We start from the raw sequence: 16,725 nt of genomic DNA, 5'->3' as shown, positions 1-16,725 counted from the left end.
TGTTTCGAGAAACAGACTTTTTTTTTGAAAACATATTGACGAAAGCGCTATCATGAAATAAAATGAAAGCGCATTAAAAAACTGAATCGGCGGGATTGTGACTGGTAATGCAGGCAAGACCTAAAATTTGCGTACATGAAAAAGGGATCATGCTGACCTTTTTCGTTGGCGAATTTTAGGTCTTTTTTGATTTTAGAAAGGGGGATACATCATGAATTATCAAGAAACGGCAAAACAGCTTATCAAACACATCGGAGGGAAATCAAATATCATCAGCGCGACACATTGCGCCACACGGCTCAGGCTCGTCATTCAAGATGAACATAAGGTCAGCCAGGCCGATATTGAAGAGACAGAAGGAGTAAAAGGGGCTTTCAGCAGCTCGGGGCAATATCAGATTATATTCGGTACCGGCCTTGTGAATAAAGTGTATGACGCTTTTTCAAAAGAAGCCGATTTGGGGCGGGAGGATCGTGAGACACATCAGGACGCGGCGAAAAAAAAGCTGAATCCGGCCGCAAGATTTGCGAAAACACTGTCTAACATATTCGTTCCCATCATTCCGGCTATCGTGGCAAGCGGACTTTTAATGGGGCTGCTCGGCATGATGAAGGCTTTCCACTGGGTGTCTGAACAATCATCGCTGTTTAAGCTTTTAGACATGTTTTCAAGCGCGGCGTTTATCTTCCTGCCCGTATTCATCGGGTTCAGTGCGGCGAAGGAATTTGGCGGCAATGCCTATCTCGGTGCCGTGCTCGGGGGGATTATGATCCATCCGGCGCTATTGAATCCGTGGGGGCTTGCGGATGCATCGCCTGATTTTATGCAGCTCTTCGGCTTCGACATTGCGCTGCTCGGCTACCAAGGGACGGTCATCCCCGTACTGTTAGCCGTTTACATTATGAGCAAAGTGGAAAAGGGCACGAGAAAAATTGTGCCTCACGCATTCGATTTATTGGTCACGCCGTTTGTCACGGTGATTGTCACAGGATTTATCACCTTTATCGCAATAGGTCCTCTTGGCAGGGCGATCGGATCAGGCATTACCGTCTCGCTGACATATGTGTATGATCATGCGGGCTTTGTTGCCGGACTTCTTTTCGGCGGTCTTTATCCGCTTATTGTGCTTACCGGTGTGCATCACAGCTTTCATGCGATTGAGGCCGGCCTCATCGCTGATTTGGGCAGAAACTATATCCTTCCTATCTGGTCGATGGCGAATGTCGCTCAGGGCGCGGCGGGACTGGCTGTATTTTTCCTGACGAAAAAAGCGAAAATGAAAGAAATCGCCCTGCCTGCCGCATTTTCCGCTTTTCTCGGCGTAACCGAACCAGTCATTTTCGGTGTGAACCTAAGGTACCGTAAGCCGTTTATCGCGGGAATGATCGGCGGAGCGCTAGGAGGGGCCTATGTCGTGGTGACCGGTGTCGCAGCCAATGCTTACGGTCTGACCGGAATTCCGATGATTGCCATCACGGCTCCGCTCGGTTTAGGAAATCTTATAAACTATCTGATCGGAATGGGCATCGCCTCTGTTTCGGCGTTTATTGCCGCTTACATTATGGGAGCTAAAGAAAAGGAGGCCGTCAAATGAGGACACCGGATCAAGAGCTGCGCCTGCAGGCTGAGGAAGCGAAAAAGAAGCGGCAAGAAACAGCCGCGTCAGATCCATACCGCCAGAACTATCATGTTATGCCGCCGGTCGGGCTTTTAAATGATCCGAACGGCGTCATCCATTGGAACGGCGCATATCACTTGTTTTTTCAATGGCAGCCATTTCATACGGGGCACGGCGCGAAATTTTGGGCGCATGTGACGACGAAGGATTTCGTTGAGTGGAAAGAGGAAGAAATCGCGCTTGCGCCGGGTGAGTGGTATGACAAAAACGGCTGTTATTCCGGAAGCGCCATCGAAAAAGACGGGCGGCTCTGCCTGATGTACACAGGCAATGTCCGTGACGGAGAAGGAAATCGGGAAACGTATCAATGCCTCGCCGTATCCGAAGACGGGATCGTATTTGATAAAAAAGGAGTCGTCGCGCGTCTCCCGGAAGGCTATACCGCTCATTTCCGTGATCCGAAGGTGTGGGAGAAGGACGGGGCGTATTACATGGTGCTCGGCGCGCAGACAGAAAAGCTCACCGGAAGCGCTGTGTTGTTCACGTCAGAGAACTTGACGGATTGGACGTTTCTCGGTTCGATTGCGGGGGCGGACTCGGGCGGTCTCGGGTCATTCGGCTATATGTGGGAATGTCCCGACCTGTTTTCCCTTGACGGAACCGACGTGCTGCTCGTATGTCCGCAGGGGCTTGAAGCCGACGGGATAAAATATCATAACAGCCACCAGGCGGGCTATTTCCTCGGCAGGCTGCATACAGAGCCGCCAGAATTTAAGCATGGTGAATTTACGGAGCTTGACAGAGGATTTGATTTTTATGCGGCGCAGACGCTGGAAGATGATAAGGGGCGGAGGATTCTGTTCGCGTGGATGGGCGTTCCGGATCAGCATGAGGACAAACATCCGACACATGCGTATCACTGGATTCACTGCTTAACGATGCCGAGACAGCTGTCACTGTCCAACGGCAGAATCATACAGCGTCCGCTCCCGGAAATGAAATCGCGCCGCATGGATGAACAAAAGCGCAGTCTTCAATTGAATTGCTCGTCTGTAAGCCTCCCGGTGAAAGATGCGTCCCGGGCTGAAGTGCTGCTGGAAGACATCACTTGCGAATCCGGTTTTGAAATCTCAATTCGGGGTGCGTCCCGGTTTATATTTCATCAGGAAGAGGGGCTGGCTGTGCTGGAGCGCACTGCTTTCAGCGGAGAAGAAAAAGAAAAGAGAAGCTGCGCCATCAGCGAGGTGCATTCCGTCCAGCTCTTTCTGGATGCATCCTCCATCGAATTGTTTTTGAATGATGGAGAAGAGGTATTCAGCGCCAGATATTTTCCTTTCCCGGGAAATGATGACGTAACCGTCACTTCGGTTGGAAAAACGGAAATAAATGCCTCAATTTGGACACTTTTGTAGAAAATCGTTCTTTTTTCTTATGTGAAACCTATGCCATCTGTGCTATTCTTCAAACGAAAGCCTATGATTCCAGGAATAAAAGGAGTTGTTTTCTCAGCTTTGAAAAATCAGAAGATGACGCCGAAATGTTTACTTGTCAAAGCCGCAGAGCAAGTGGAAGATAAGCGGGAAGAATATAAAGAAGTATTGCTTCAGCTGAATCGCATGCTCAAGAGGGCTGAGCCGCACAATGAATGGAGTGATCGGCTGAGGCATACATATGAACAGATGAAGGAATATGCGCTGTTTGTGCAATCGATTGAGATGTTTTTGCGGTCATCCGCGAAAAAAATGAAATAATCCCCCTCGATCATGAGGGGGATATTTATTTTATTTTCCGCTAAGACGCATCGCCGAATGTTTAGTCGGTCCGATGTATTGGTTCAGCGGGAAAGATTCTTTGATTGCCGCAGTGATAAATTCTTTTGCCGCATAGATGGCTTCCTTCACTTCAGCGCCTTTGGCCAGTTCTGCCGTCACTGCGGCGGAGAATGTGCATCCGGCTCCGTGCGTGTAAGGCGTATCAATCATTTCGCTTTCTAATACTTCAGCGGTTTCTCCGTCATACAGCACGTCGATCGCTTTTTCATGTTTCAATTTGCCTCCGCCTGTAATCAATACATATTTCGCGCCGAGTTCGTGAATTTTCTTGGCCGCTTCTTTCATGTCTTCCACCGTTTTTAATTCATCCATACCGCTCAGCTGGCTTGCTTCAAACAGGTTTGGCGTGATGACGGTTGCCAGCGGCGCCAATTGGGTGCGAAGCGCTTCGGCATGCTCCGGATACAGCACTTCGTTCGCTCCTTTGCAGACCATGACAGGATCGATAACGACATTCTTCAGCTGTTTTTCTTTAATCGTTTTCGCCGCAAGCTCTATGATCTCCACGGTAGGGAGCATTCCCGTTTTCATGGCGTCTACGCCGATTCCGTCAACAATCGTCGCCAGCTGTGCGCGAATCGTATCGGCATCAATCGGAAATACTTGATGATCCCAGCTGTTCTCCGGGTCCATCGCTACGATCACGGTCAAAGCCGTCATTCCGTATACGTTTTTTTCTTGAAATGTTTTTAAATCGGCCTGTATTCCCGCGCCGCCGCTGGAATCAGAACCGGCAATAGTAAGTGCTTTGTGCATTGACATATCAATGGCCTCCATCAGTGTTTTATATCTCATTATAGTTAGATTTTCTCCCGATCACAATACGGAAGGCTTGGAGGAATGATTTGACAGCCGCGGGGGATGTGCGTACAATACCTACATAAGATTACTAGGTAAGGGTGAGAAAATAAATGCTCAACAGGGAGCTTGTAAAGGGCAGCACGGTCATTCTGGTGCTGACGCTGCTGAATGAACGGCCCATGTACGGGTATGAACTTGTGAAAGAAATGGAGAAAAGAAGCGGGAATGAACTGCAAATGAAGGAAGGCACGCTGTACCCATCGCTTCATAAGCTTGAACGCCAAAGCTATATTTCTTCTTACTGGGAAAAGCAGACCAAAGGGCCCGACCGAAAATATTACCGGATCACCGATGAAGGAAAAAACATTCTAGCCGAACGGACGAAGGAATGGAATCTGTTCTCCGCTCTGATGGACCGGATGCTGAAGCGGGGCGGGCAGAATGGATAAGGACCTTTATGTGCGGGAAATCAGAAAAGGGCTGGAAGGCAAGGCCGGAAGCCGTGAATTATTAAAGGAAATCGAAAGCCATATTCATCATGCCATTTGTGATCATCTGGAAAAAGGCAAAACCGAAAGCGAAGCGATGGAGCTTATTCTGCGGGAAGTGGGGACTCCGTCTGAGATTATCTCTGCTTTTCAAAAAGCTTCGGCGGTGCCCGCGCGGATTTTTATGCTCTTTTATCTGTTCTGCAACTGCGGTCTTTTTGTGATGGGGGCGATGATTACGATGATGCACGCGTGGAGGGTTCATCCCGCTGTTGACGCGCTGTGGAAAGGGATTTCCGTGTCAGTATGGCTGATTATGATCGGTTATGTATTGTATTGGTTCCAAATCGGCTATCAAGCTGGCAAAGAGTTCGGGGCTGGCGGCAAAAAGCTTGCTGAGCGGACGGTATGGGCTTCAATGGTGCCGAATCTATGTTTTATGTTTGTCTTTTTGTTCAATCTGGTTCCGGCTGGGCTGTTTCCTTCGGCGGTCACACCGAGTTTTGCGGCAGTATGCGCCGTTGTGACGGTATGTTTTCCGTTTTGCGGCAAAATAGGTTTTTACGCAGGCAGGCAGAGACTTGCCTGATCTTTTTCACTATATACATAGGGAATCTATATAGGGGTGTTTATATGAGATTAGGTTCGTGGATGTACGGCGCGTGCGCCCAAATAGCCGTTACCGTATTTACCGTCTGCGGCTTGGTTCTTGCATTGCCCGTTGTGAGTCTTTTTATTATGTTTCTGAATGGGATGCAAGACGCTATTTTTGTTGTTTTCAGTATTTTGCTTCTTCTATTGTTTTATGCGCTGGGATGGATTTGGGCCGTTTCGTTTGCGCGTGAGTGGAAGGTGAAGCTTTTCGAGCTGCAGATCAGCTCGCTCATTCCGCTGGCGGGTATATTATACTTGTACATTGACAGCGGGGTGAGTATACCGGAACTGATTCATGATTGGCATGAGGATGGATGTGCGCTTGTCCCGCCGGCTTTTGTCTGCTTGTGCACATGCTATGCGATGGTGCTGGTGCCTGTTTATCAATCAAAACTTTGGAATGCCATGGATGCGGGCAGACTTAATGCCAAGGCGGTATGCACTGTTTGGGGAGACCTTCTGATCATTCTGGTTTTGCTGGCGGGGATGACCTGGATTTGTTTCTGAATGGGCCGAAATCAAAAATCCCCCCTGATCTCTCCGCCGCTTTATGTTTTAATAGAACATGAGAAAAAGCAGAAGGAGCGGGTCATGAATATATCAATTGTCATAGTCACGTATAATCGGATTCCGGCTTTGTGTGAACTGCTGGAGTCGATTTCCAGGCAGACCATTAAGCCTTATGAAGTCATCATCGTAAATGATGCCGGGGAATCGGTCGAACAAGCGAAGCAGCTGTACAGCGATCTGCCGATTCAGATTATTGATTTAGAACAGAATGCCGGACATGTGGAAGCGCGGAACGCAGGTGTGAAAAAAGCGTCGGGTGATTACATCATGCTGTGCGATGATGATGATTTCATTACGCCGGGCCATTTGAAAAGAATGGCGGCTGCACTTGCTGATGCGGATTTTGTCCATTCTGACGCGGAAATTGTGTCATTTGAAGAACGGGGCGGCACGAGATACCCGGTGTCACGAAAGCCATTCGCCTATACGGCGGATTATGCGGATATGCGGGTATTTTCCACGTACGTTCCGTCAGGCAGCATGTACAGACGTTCTCTGCATGACACGTTAGGGTATTTTGATCCGGATGTCCATAATTATTGGGATTGGGACTTTTATTTGCGCGCCGCGAAACAGCACTGTGTGAAGCGTGTTCCTTGCGCAAGCGTCATATATGCGTTTTTTGAGGGAGGCGGCAATCAGTCCGCGGATCTCGGCGGCAAACGGAAGCGGTACTTAGACCGGTTAAGCGAAAAGCACGGGCTTGGGGAGCTCCCGACGAAAAACTTCGCGGTTCTTCTTGAAGAGCCGGACATGAAGAGGCGGGAGGCGCCGACTGACATTGTGTGGGACGGAAAGCCCGTCCATTCAAGACTGCACAGTTCATAAGGGGGACGGACAGTTTGAAACAGCTTTTAAAAGACAGCTGGTGGAATCAGCTGAAAGATGAATTTGACAAACCGTATTATCAAGAGCTGAGAGAGATGCTGAAACAAGAATACAGCAGCCAAACGATTTATCCTGACAGCCATGATATTTTTAACGCCTTGCATTATACGCCCTATGAGGATGTAAAAGCGGTCATTCTCGGACAGGACCCGTATCATGGCCCAGGACAGGCGCACGGGCTTAGTTTTTCCGTTCAGCCCGGGGTCAGACAGCCGCCGTCTTTGAAAAATATTTTCATAGAGCTTCAGGACGATATCGGCTGCTCCGTACCGAACCACGGATCGCTCGTCAGCTGGGCGAAGCAGGGAGTGCTTTTGTTAAACACAGTGCTTACGGTTCGCCGCGGTCAGGCCAATTCCCACAAAGGCAAGGGGTGGGAGCGGCTCACTGACCGCATCATTGATGTGGTGAATGAAAGAGAGAAGCCGATTGTCTTTATCCTGTGGGGGCGTCACGCGCAGATGAAAAAAGAGCGCATTGACACATCGAAACACATTATTATTGAATCGACTCATCCGAGCCCGTTTTCGGCAAGGAACGGTTTTTTCGGGAGCAGACCGTTTTCCCGTACAAACGCCGCCCTTGAAAAAATGGGGGAGCAGCCGATCGATTGGTGCATCCCCGACCTGCCGCAATAAACGGTTTTTTGAGACGCTTCCGCCCGGCGGAAGCGTCTTTTTTGACGTTCCGGGCGGTATGCCGTCAGAAAAAATAACAAACTCCATTCTGCGATCCGCTCAGAAATTTGATAAAATGCAGGAAGAAGACAAATTACTGCTGGAGGATTTACTCATGAACATACATATCTCTGCTTTGATTCAGAAGATGGAAGAAGAACTGAGGCAGGCGAAAACGGCGACCCGCACCGAGGAGGTCAAAATGCACGCGGCCGCCATCCGCTCTCTGTGTGATGTCGTGCTCGGCACTCAGACGCACACCGCTCTGGCGCCTGTGCAGAATCCGATTCCGAAAGCGGCGCCGAAACCTTCCGCGTCTCCTTCGACAGACCCGCTGCTGCTTGAAAAAATGATGGGCAGCGCCGGGCTGAACCAATATCAGAAAAAAGCGAAAGACGAACGTGAGGAAGACGGAAACGGGGATTCCATTTTCGATTTTTAACAGGAGAGGTTGATTGACTTGAAACTGATACTCGGGGGTTTGCAATGGACGGCATTTATGATTGCGGCTGCGATTGTAGTTCCTGTCGCCATCGCACAATCATTTCACTTGAACCATGCCGATTCTGCCGCATTGATTCAGAGCACATTTTTTGTGCTTGGCGTCGCTGCGGTCATCCAATGTCTCCAGGGACATCGTCTGCCGATTAATGAAAGCCCGGCAGGCTTATGGTGGGGCGTATACACGATTTACGGCGGACTGACGGGCACGGTGTTTGCGACATTCGGCGAGACGCTGCGGGCGCTGCAGGGGGCGCTGTTATTAAGCGCTGTCTTTTTCTTTTTGTTCAGCCTTTTTAAAGTGATTGAACGGCTGGCCGTGCTGTTTACGCCGGTTGTGACCGGTGTGTATCTGCTGCTGTTGGTCATGCAGCTGAGTCAGCCGATTGTGAAAGGCCTTTTGGGCATCGGCTATTTAAAAAACAGCGTCGACGGCCTTGTATTCGGGCTCGCCATGGTTGTGACGGCGGCGATGTTCATCATGTCCCGATCGAATGTTACGTTCTTAAGACAGTATGCGATTCTCCTTTCGCTTGCCGGCGGATGGATCTTATTCGCCGTCTTCGGCGCTGCCAAACCGATTCAAATACCGGATCGCGTGATTCAGCTGCCGGTTCTTTTTCCGTTTGGAAAACCCGTGTTTGACAGCGGCCTGATCATTACGTCACTCTTCATTACCGTGCTTTTGATTGTCAACATGCTCGCGAGCATCCGGGTTGTAGAAGCGGCGGTGAAAAAATTCGGCGGCACCGTTGGGAAACGGCGTGAGCGTCCGGCAGGGTTTGCGGCTTCGATCAGCCACCTTTTGAGCGGGCTGTCAGGGGGCATTGCGCCTGTGCCGATTTCAGGGGCGGCCGGTTTTATTGAGACGACGAAGCTTCCTTCGAAAAAGCCGTTTCTTTTGGGAAGTGTATTTGTCATGATCATCAGTATGATCCCGCTATTTATGAATGCGTTTGCGAGTCTGCCCTCACCGGTCGGCTTTGCGGTAAACTTCGTCGTTTTCTCCACGATGGCGGGTCTTGCCTTTACAGAGTTTGACTCTTATGAGAAAGCGGAGCAAAAACGAATCCGCTCCATTATCGGTCTGGCGCTCCTCACGGGGGTCGGCGTAATGTTTGTGCCGGAGAGCGCGTTATCAGGGATGCATCCGATCCTGATTTCGCTCTTAAGCAACGGCCTTGTGCTCGGGACGCTGCTGGCGATAGCGATTGACCGAATCCAGCTTATCAAAAAGAAAAAATCCGACAATCTCGTGTCATCGGATGACGGACGTTGAATTTTGCCGATGTTGGGTTATGATTGAATTGGAAACTTTAACGAAAAGGCGGGAGAAAAATAGATGAAAGTGTTTATTATTCTTGGTGCGATTAACGCTTTATTGGCCGTGGCGCTGGGCGCTTTCGGCGCGCATGGGCTTGAAGGGAAAATCCCCGATAAATATTTGCAGGTGTGGCACACAGGCGTGCAATATCATATGTATCACGCGCTCGGTCTTCTGGCTGTCGCGTTTTTGGCCGAAAAGCTTTCTGGCGCAGGCAGTGTTTCTGTCGCGGGCTGGCTGATGTTTGCGGGCATCGTTCTGTTTTCAGGAAGCCTGTACGTATTGAGCGTGACGCAGATTTCCATTCTCGGCGCGATTACACCGCTCGGCGGCGTGGCGTTTATCATCTCTTGGATTATGATTATCGTCGCGGCCGTCAAATATTTATAAAGAAAAAAAGCCAATCCTCTGTCAAGTGAGCGATTGGCTTTTTGATTTATCTCGGAGAATAAGAAGACATGGAGTACGGATAAGTATAAGCGATTTCCTCATCAAACGTGATGTAATCAAGGTAAATGGTCAGAAGCAGATAGCGGGTGCCCGTTTTCGGATCGCTGATGATGATATGGTCACGTCCCGCCGCCTCAATCACACCGCGGAAAATCTTTGAATTCCATTCTTTGCTGTTTTCAAATGTCATATAAATCGTCGCCGTTTTGCCCCGGTTCAACCGCAGAATATTTTCAATGTATGACTCTTCAATCGGCAGCATGCCGGGAACGTTTTGTGACGATGATGGACCTGACGGGATTTGAAAGCTGCCGCCGCCCTGCTGCTGCGGCTGGCCGGGGAACCCCCCGCCGAAGCCCTGCTGGCCTTGCTGCATCGGCATTGTCATTTGCTGCTGCATCGGCATCATTTGTGATCCTTGGCCCTGAGGCTGCGGATAAGGATTAGGCCCGAGCTGCGGCTGGAATCCTTGCATATCCATTCCCATCCCCATCCCCTGCATTTGCTGATATTGATTCTTTTTCGGTTTCATATTGTTCCTCCTTTGATGAAAACCTCTTGATGCTGAAACCTCCTGACAAGTATCAGACAGCCGACAGAGCGGCTGCTGTTTTTATCTATTCCACCATATGAGCCCAAAGAAAGATTTATGCGAAAAAAGAAAATACGATCCAATGTTTCCGGACATCAGAGCCGGCTTTTTTTTGTGCGCGCAATGCTGACTTTTCACATAATAGTCTGTATTCCTAGCGCATCTTCCGCATAAGGAACATATGATAGCGGTAGTTTCAGGTGCGAAAAGGGGGTGACGAGTTGCCTAAAGTGTCAGTGATCATGACGAGCTATAACAAAAGTGACTATGTGGCCCGCTCTATTAAAAGTATTCTGTCTCAGACGTTTACAGACTTTGAACTGTTCATTATGGATGACAACTCAAATGAAGAGACATTGGCGGAAATACGTCCTTTTCTCACGGATGACCGCGTCCGGTTTTATCAAAGCGATGTATCGGGCGTCAAAGAAAGAACGGAAAAAACACGCTACGCCGCCTTGATTAATCAGGCAATAGAAATGGCGGAGGGCGAGTACGTGACGTATGCGACCGACGACAACACGTATGTGCCGGAACGGCTTGAGAAAATGGTGAAAGAGCTTGATGAAGACCCGGAAAAAGCCGTCGTGTATTCAAGTTCCAAAACCTATCATCTGAATCAGCGGAAAGAGACGGTGAAGGAGACGGCCAGGCCCGCCGAACGGATCGTGTGGAACGCGCCGTGCGCCATTGACCATTGTTCGGTCATGCACCGGTTTTCCGTGCTGGAACAGGTCAAATCGGCATTCGGTTCCTATTGGGATGAAAGCCCCGCGTTTTACCGTATCGGTGACGCCCGTTTTTTCTGGAGAGTGAATCATTTTTATCCGTTTTACCCGATTTCTGAGGAGCTTGATATCAATTATATTACCGATCAATCCATCCATTATCAGCTTTTCGCGGCGGAGAAAAACGAGTTTGTGAACAGCCTTCCGCAGCAGACCACGTGCCGGGAGCTGAGGGAATCATTAAAAAAGCTTGGAAAGGGGTGAGGGCTTGTCGGCATACTTAGCGAACTATTGGGTGCTTTACCGGCAGTATATTGACCTTTTTCAGTCACTTCGCTACAAAGACATCCCGCTCGCATTGATCAGTAATTTTTATCAATATATCAGTCCGGCGCTTCGGGAGAGCATGGAGCAGAACCCAGAGCTTTTCGGTCCGGCGGATCAGCATATTCCTGAAGCCGGTATTCAGCCTTATTATGATCAAAAAAGGCAAAACATTAAGAAAACAGATGAGAAACCGGTAAACGGAAAAGTCATTCTGCATTTCGATCATCTTCGGTTCACCGAGGGAAATTACCGGCAGTTTGATCCGGCAAAAACAGCGGTACTGGCCAGATGGAGTCTGCCTGACCATCATGGGCTGCCCGTTATCTGCAAATTGGAGCTGACGGAAATGGGACAAAAAGGGAACCCCGTCCCTTATATTGAAAAAGCCCATTCCATTTTGAAAGAGCTTCACAGCCATCCCGCTTTCGGAAACAGAGAATTTCAGGAACGTTTGTATAAAGACATCCCGTTATTTATTGAAGCGATTGACGCCGTTGATATTTTGTTTACGGCCGAGAAGATTTCCGCCGTTGTAGTCGGCACGACGGAGGATATTTACAGCCGTGTGCTGGCGCTGATGTCCGCGAAAAAAAACGCCGTCAGCATCTGTCTGCAGCACGGAGCGCTCATGGGAGATGAAGCGTTTCTGCCCGTATTTACGGACTATCAGGCTGTATTCGGGGCTTATGAAGCGGAGTGGTATAAAGCAAAAGGCTGCAGGGATGAACAAATCATCATCACGGGGCATCCCCGTTTCGACGAGATTTTCTCAAGAGAGCCGATAGATCGGGACACGTTTTACCGCAAACTTTCTTTTCTCCCGTCACAGCGGACGGTGCTGATCGCCACGCAGCCGTTTTCTGATGAATTTTATACGGGAGTGCTTGAAGAGCTTGCCGGCCAAAAGAACATGCAGCTCATTATTAAACCGCATCCGTGGGAAATCGGCAAAAACAAGCTGGATGCTTACAATCAGGTGCTGCGGAAATATAAAGCAGGCAAAATCATCAAAAAAGAGATGGAGCTGTATGATATTCTCCCGTATGTTGACGCTGCGGTGACACAGACATCAACGGTCGGTCTTGAAGCGATGCTGTTTCAAAAGCCCGTGCTGATCGGAAAATCAGCGGGAACCCGCCGATACCCTTATTATCATTCACTTGGAGAATTTGTCTTTGAGGACCCGCAGGCACTCGCTCAGGAATTAATCCGGATATGCGAAAGCCCCGCAGCATATCAAAAAGCGGAACAGGCGCGCCGTGCTTTTGTCGCCGCGAACTACCCGGTACAGGATTCGCTTGCCGCTTTATGCCAAGTGCTTCAGGAAAAAACCGGAGTCAGCTTCAGACGGGTTGACCCTTCATAAAAAAGATAGGAGCGCAAAAAAATGGTGCAAAAAAGATCAGCTTTTCTTCCCTATTCATTGCCCATGATCGGGAAGGACGAAATTCAGGAGGTTATTGATACGCTTGAATCGGGCTGGCTTTCAAAGGGACCGAAAGTAGAGGCGTTTGAAAAAGCCTTTGCCGCCTGGACGGGGGCAAAGCACGCGATCGCGCTGAACTCATGTACCGCCGCTTTGTTTTTGGCCCTGAAAGCGAAAGGGATCGGTCTCGGTGACGAGGTCATCACGTCTGCCGTGACGTTCAGTTCAACAGCCAATACAATCGTGCACACAGGCGCCGTTCCGGTGTTTGTTGACATCGATCCGCTTACGCTGAATGCAGACCCTGAAAAAATTGAGGCGGCCGTCACCCCGCGGACAAAAGCGATTGTACCCGTTCATTTCGCCGGCCAGTCGTGTGATATGGATCAGATTTTGGCCATTGCCGAAAAGCATCAGTTATTTGTCTTAGAGGATGCCGCACATGCCGTGTATACCACTTATAAACAGAAAATGATCGGATCAATCGGTGATGCGACGGCATTCAGCTTCTACGCGACAAAAAACCTGGCAACCGGTGAAGGCGGCATGCTGACGACGGACGATGACGGGCTTGCCGATCAGATCAGGGTGCTCAGCCTTCACGGCATGAGCAAAGGCGCGTGGAACCGCTATTCTTCAAACGGAAGCTGGTACTACGAGGTCCAAACGCCCGGCTATAAAATGAATATGTTTGATCTTCAGGCAGCGCTTGGGCTTCATCAGCTGAAACGGATTGACAGCATGCAGCAAAGAAGGGCTGACATTGCAAGCCGCTACCAGGACGCTTTCAGAGACATGAAAGGGCTGACCGTCCCGTATGTCAGTGATGACGGGCGGCATGCATGGCATCTGTATGTTCTTCAAATAGAGGAGCAGGAGGCCGGGATCAGCCGGAACGATCTGATTTCCGCTTTGAAAGACCAATATAATATCGGCACAAGTGTGCATTTTATTCCGGTTCCGTTCCATCCGTATTATCAAAAAACGTACGGATATAAGGAAACTGATTTTCCGGCCGCGGCCGCGTATTATCACCGCACCGTATCACTCCCTCTTTATCCGTCAATGACAGATGATGACGTTGAATACGTCATTGCAGCCGTTACGGATATCGTCAAAGGGGCTGATTAGGTGTACAGACTGAGGGAAAATCTTGCGCAGGACATGATTCATGCCTTCCTGCATCAGAAGGGCATTCATCCGGAAGCCTATGAATCGTCGCTCTGTTTATTGGAAGAAAACAGCCTTCAAGGCGTGATTTTATATGAAAACTCTTCGTGGGAAAGTCAATTGTTCCGAAAAAATATCATCAATGTGAAGCTTGCAGCCGCAAACAGCACCGGACAGCTCAAAAGGCTGTTTCAGGAATTTTACGCGGCAAGGCGGGCGGACGGCACTGATTTTATATTTATTAAAATACCGGCTGAAGATATCGGCGCGATGCAGGTCGTGCAGCAGCTTCCGAACGCTTATTTTGTAGGGAGTCTTCTCAAGCTCGTCAGTCCGGTGCGTGTATATAACAGCACGCCGCCGTTTGAGATTACAGAAGCCGGACCCGGCGACACGGAAGCGATCAGCCGGCTGGCCCGCGACGCCTTTACAAAAAGCAGGTATTATCAAGACCCCCATCTCAGCTATGAAAGTGCAAACCGCCTGTTTGAAGAGTGGGCGCGGAATAACGCGGAAGGAAGAGCTTCGTTACAATTCCTCGCCAAATATAAGGGAGAGACCGCGGGCTTTGTTCAGGGGCTGTCTAAAGGCGATGAATTCGTCCTTGATCTGATGGCGGTAAAGCCGGGCTTTGAAGGAAAAGGAGCGGGATACCATTTAGCGGCGCACGTGATTGAACAATCATTGCGTTTTCAGCATAAGACTGTATCAGCGGGAACGCAGCTCCACAATGTAAGAGCCGTCCGCCTGTATGAAAGAATGGGATTTAAAGCGGATGCGTCCTATTACTACTATCATGTGTGGCCCGGGAAGGAGGCGGACTGATGGCATCATGCAAAATCGGAACGAAGTCAATCGGCGAAGGTTCGCCCGTATTCATCATCGCCGAAGCCGGAATTAATCATGACGGAAAACTGAGCCAGGCGTTTGAATTGATAGATGCGGCCAGTGAGGCCGGCGCGGACGCGGTCAAGTTCCAAATGTTTCAGGCTGACAAAATGTATCAGAAAGACCCCGGCTTATACAAAACAGCTGCGGGAAAAAACGTCTCTATTTTTTCTTTGGTGCAATCAATGGAAATGCCCGCTGAGTGGATCGAACCGCTGCTTGAATATTGTAAGAAAAAAGGCGTGCTGTTTTTAAGCACGGTATGTGACGAAGGCTCTGCCGACTTACTGTATGCGACTTCCCCTTCAGCTTTTAAAATCGCCTCCTACGAGCTGAACCATCTGCCGTTATTGAAATATGTCGCGGGGCTGAAGACACCGATTATCTTCTCCACCGCGGGCGCTGATATTTCAGATATTCAGGAGGCTTATCAAACCATTACCGGCGAGGGGAACAAAGAAATTGCGATCATGCATTGTGTGGCGAAATATCCCGCGCCGCCTGAATACAGCAATCTGAGCGTCATTCCCATGCTTGCCGCCGCATTCCCGGATGCAGTGATCGGTTTCTCCGATCACAGCGCCCATCCGTATGATGTGCCGTGCGCGGCTGTCAGGCTCGGAGCGAAACTGATTGAAAAGCATTTTACGATCGATAAAAACCTGCCCGGTGCTGATCACTCCTTCGCCCTCAATCCGGATGAATTAAAAGAAATGGTTGCGGCGATCCGCTCAGTTGAAGCGGAGCTGCGGCAGGGGCATCACGCTCCGGTGCCGGAAGTGCTGTCGGGAAGTTCCCATAAAACGACGACACCGATTGAAGGGGATATCAGAAGGTTCGCTTACAGAGGCATTTTTTCAACAGCGCCGATTCAAAAAGGCGAATGTTTTACGGCGGAAAACCTTGCCGTCCTTCGTCCCGGCCAAAAACCGCAGGGGCTTCACCCGAGATATTTTGAGCTTTTAACTGACGGCGCGCGTGCGGTCAGGGATATCCCCGCCGACACGGGCATCACTTGGGATGACCTTTTGACGAAAGGCAGCCCATATGATGACTGACATTTTGTTTATCATTCAGGCGCGGATGGGAAGCGGGCGTCTTCCCGGCAAAGTGCTGAAACCGATCGGCGGGTATACGATCCTCGATATGATTGTCAAAAGGGTTCGGCAAAGTGCGTTTTACGATCAATCACGGGATAATCTGATCGTCGCCGTGTCTGACAGCAAGACCGACGACATTCTGTCTGCGCACTGCCTCAGCAACCGCTACCGTGTGCACCGCGGCAGCGAACAGCGTGTGCTTGACCGGTTTGCACAAGTCATCGAACAAGTAAAACCGGACATCGCAGTCAGACTGACGGGGGATAACCCGTTTGTCGACCCTTCGCTGCTTGATTTTCTGATTCAATCGCATTTAGATCAGCACGCAGACTACACGTATATCTGCGGTACACCGCTCGGGATCGGCGGCGAGGCGGTGAACGCGCGCCTTTTAACGGAGATCAATGCGGACAAAACGCTGGCGGACAAATATCAGGAGCATGTCACCCTTTTGATAAGAGAATCTCCTGAGAGGTACCGGCTTCTCTTTCCTGAGCCCCCGCAGGAACTCCGGGCTCCTCACTTGCGGATGACCGTCGATACAGAAGAGGACTACAGGCTGGCCCGCGAGCTGTACGTAAAAGCGGGCTCGCGTCCTGATATTCCGGTAAAAGAATTGATCCATCTGCTGAATCGTGATCCGGAGCTCAGGGCCATTAATCAAATGATCCGGCAAAAAGAGGCTGATTAG

Annotated in this window: 19 protein-coding genes; 17 read left to right on the top strand and 2 right to left on the bottom strand. The window is 49.8% G+C overall.

The genetic code is table 11. The annotated features are described in order from the left end of the window. Window positions 1-211: 211 nt before the first annotated feature. From OWN49_RS08610 to OWN49_RS08600, 3 genes are all read left to right on the top strand, one after another. Window positions 212-1,594, top strand: a complete 1,383-nt coding sequence (locus OWN49_RS08610) for a sucrose-specific PTS transporter subunit IIBC (RefSeq protein WP_077723014.1) — start codon at window positions 212-214, stop codon at window positions 1,592-1,594. Beyond that, window positions 1,591-3,030 carry a sucrose-6-phosphate hydrolase gene (locus OWN49_RS08605; protein WP_077723013.1) on the top strand — a complete coding sequence of 480 codons (1,440 nt, stop codon included), beginning with the start codon at window positions 1,591-1,593 and terminating at the stop codon, window positions 3,028-3,030. Before OWN49_RS08610 ends, OWN49_RS08605 begins: the two co-directional genes overlap by 4 nt. A 63-nt stretch (window positions 3,031-3,093) precedes the next feature. Continuing rightward, window positions 3,094-3,369, top strand: coding sequence for a DUF1273 domain-containing protein (locus OWN49_RS08600; protein WP_229154584.1), 276 nt, complete (start codon window positions 3,094-3,096; stop codon window positions 3,367-3,369). Window positions 3,370-3,399: 30 nt separating this feature from the next. Here the strand turns inward: OWN49_RS08600 and OWN49_RS08595 are convergent, their stop codons facing one another. Further along, window positions 3,400-4,212, bottom strand: a complete 813-nt coding sequence (locus tag OWN49_RS08595; protein ID WP_003150959.1) for a bifunctional hydroxymethylpyrimidine kinase/phosphomethylpyrimidine kinase — start codon at window positions 4,210-4,212, stop codon at window positions 3,400-3,402. A gap of 149 nt (window positions 4,213-4,361) precedes the next feature. Between OWN49_RS08595 and OWN49_RS08590 the strand changes: the two genes are divergently transcribed. The 8 genes from OWN49_RS08590 (at window position 4,362) to OWN49_RS08555 (ending at window position 9,743) form a co-directional block, all read left to right on the top strand. Then, window positions 4,362-4,700, top strand: coding sequence for a PadR family transcriptional regulator (locus tag OWN49_RS08590; RefSeq protein WP_003150960.1), 339 nt, complete (start codon window positions 4,362-4,364; stop codon window positions 4,698-4,700). Beyond that, the gene (locus tag OWN49_RS08585; protein ID WP_077723012.1) at window positions 4,693-5,328 is read left to right on the top strand and encodes a permease prefix domain 1-containing protein; all 636 of its coding nucleotides are present in this window, start codon (window positions 4,693-4,695) and stop codon (window positions 5,326-5,328) included. The genes OWN49_RS08590 and OWN49_RS08585 overlap by 8 nt, the downstream gene beginning before the upstream one ends. Window positions 5,329-5,372: 44 nt before the next feature. Beyond that, a complete protein-coding gene (locus OWN49_RS08580) occupies window positions 5,373-5,900 on the top strand; it encodes a hypothetical protein (protein ID WP_071392445.1) in 528 nt (175 codons plus the stop codon). 84 nt (window positions 5,901-5,984) lie between these two features. Continuing rightward, window positions 5,985-6,791, top strand: a complete 807-nt coding sequence (locus OWN49_RS08575) for a glycosyltransferase family 2 protein (RefSeq protein WP_071392610.1) — start codon at window positions 5,985-5,987, stop codon at window positions 6,789-6,791. A 14-nt stretch (window positions 6,792-6,805) separates the two neighbouring features. Then, the gene (locus OWN49_RS08570) at window positions 6,806-7,489 is read left to right on the top strand and encodes a uracil-DNA glycosylase (protein WP_012118732.1); all 684 of its coding nucleotides are present in this window, start codon (window positions 6,806-6,808) and stop codon (window positions 7,487-7,489) included. A gap of 58 nt (window positions 7,490-7,547) precedes the next feature. After that, on the top strand, window positions 7,548-7,970 hold the full coding sequence (locus OWN49_RS08565; RefSeq protein WP_077723182.1) for a YwdI family protein: 423 nt from the start codon (window positions 7,548-7,550) through the stop codon (window positions 7,968-7,970). An 18-nt stretch (window positions 7,971-7,988) separates the two neighbouring features. Beyond that, entirely contained in the window at window positions 7,989-9,308 is a 1,320-nt protein-coding gene (locus tag OWN49_RS08560; RefSeq protein WP_003150968.1) for a purine/pyrimidine permease, read from the top strand. 63 nt (window positions 9,309-9,371) lie between these two features. Continuing rightward, window positions 9,372-9,743 carry a DUF423 domain-containing protein gene (locus OWN49_RS08555; RefSeq protein WP_003150969.1) on the top strand — a complete coding sequence of 124 codons (372 nt, stop codon included), beginning with the start codon at window positions 9,372-9,374 and terminating at the stop codon, window positions 9,741-9,743. Between the two features lie 46 nt (window positions 9,744-9,789). Here OWN49_RS08555 and gerQ read toward each other — a convergent pair whose 3' ends face one another. Further along, entirely contained in the window at window positions 9,790-10,335 is a 546-nt protein-coding gene (gene gerQ, locus OWN49_RS08550; protein WP_003150971.1) for a spore coat protein GerQ, read from the bottom strand. 281 nt (window positions 10,336-10,616) lie between these two features. Here gerQ and OWN49_RS08545 point away from each other — a divergent pair, with 281 nt between their 5' ends. From OWN49_RS08545 to OWN49_RS08520, 6 genes are read left to right on the top strand one after another with little or no spacing between them, the layout of a single operon-like run. Beyond that, window positions 10,617-11,387, top strand: coding sequence for a glycosyltransferase family 2 protein (locus OWN49_RS08545; protein ID WP_024085938.1), 771 nt, complete (start codon window positions 10,617-10,619; stop codon window positions 11,385-11,387). A gap of 4 nt (window positions 11,388-11,391) precedes the next feature. Then, entirely contained in the window at window positions 11,392-12,816 is a 1,425-nt protein-coding gene (locus tag OWN49_RS08540) for a capsular polysaccharide export protein, LipB/KpsS family (RefSeq protein WP_077723011.1), read from the top strand. 21 nt (window positions 12,817-12,837) lie between these two features. Further along, complete coding sequence (locus OWN49_RS08535) at window positions 12,838-14,007, top strand: DegT/DnrJ/EryC1/StrS family aminotransferase (RefSeq protein ID WP_077723010.1); 1,170 nt, start codon at window positions 12,838-12,840, stop codon at window positions 14,005-14,007. Further along, a complete protein-coding gene (locus tag OWN49_RS08530) occupies window positions 14,008-14,871 on the top strand; it encodes a GNAT family N-acetyltransferase (protein ID WP_077723009.1) in 864 nt (287 codons plus the stop codon). Next, window positions 14,871-15,992, top strand: coding sequence for an N-acetylneuraminate synthase family protein (locus OWN49_RS08525; protein WP_024085936.1), 1,122 nt, complete (start codon window positions 14,871-14,873; stop codon window positions 15,990-15,992). The genes OWN49_RS08530 and OWN49_RS08525 overlap by 1 nt, the downstream gene beginning before the upstream one ends. Then, window positions 15,985-16,725, top strand: a complete 741-nt coding sequence (locus tag OWN49_RS08520; RefSeq protein ID WP_077723008.1) for a cytidylyltransferase domain-containing protein — start codon at window positions 15,985-15,987, stop codon at window positions 16,723-16,725. Before OWN49_RS08525 ends, OWN49_RS08520 begins: the two co-directional genes overlap by 8 nt.

The organism is Bacillus sp. NEAU-242-2, assembly GCF_027853835.1.
In the GTDB taxonomy this organism is placed as follows: Bacteria; Bacillota; Bacilli; order Bacillales; family Bacillaceae; genus Bacillus; species Bacillus velezensis.
Note: the sequence above shows the minus strand (reverse complement) of the source record. Positions and strands in the feature narration are given on the sequence as shown.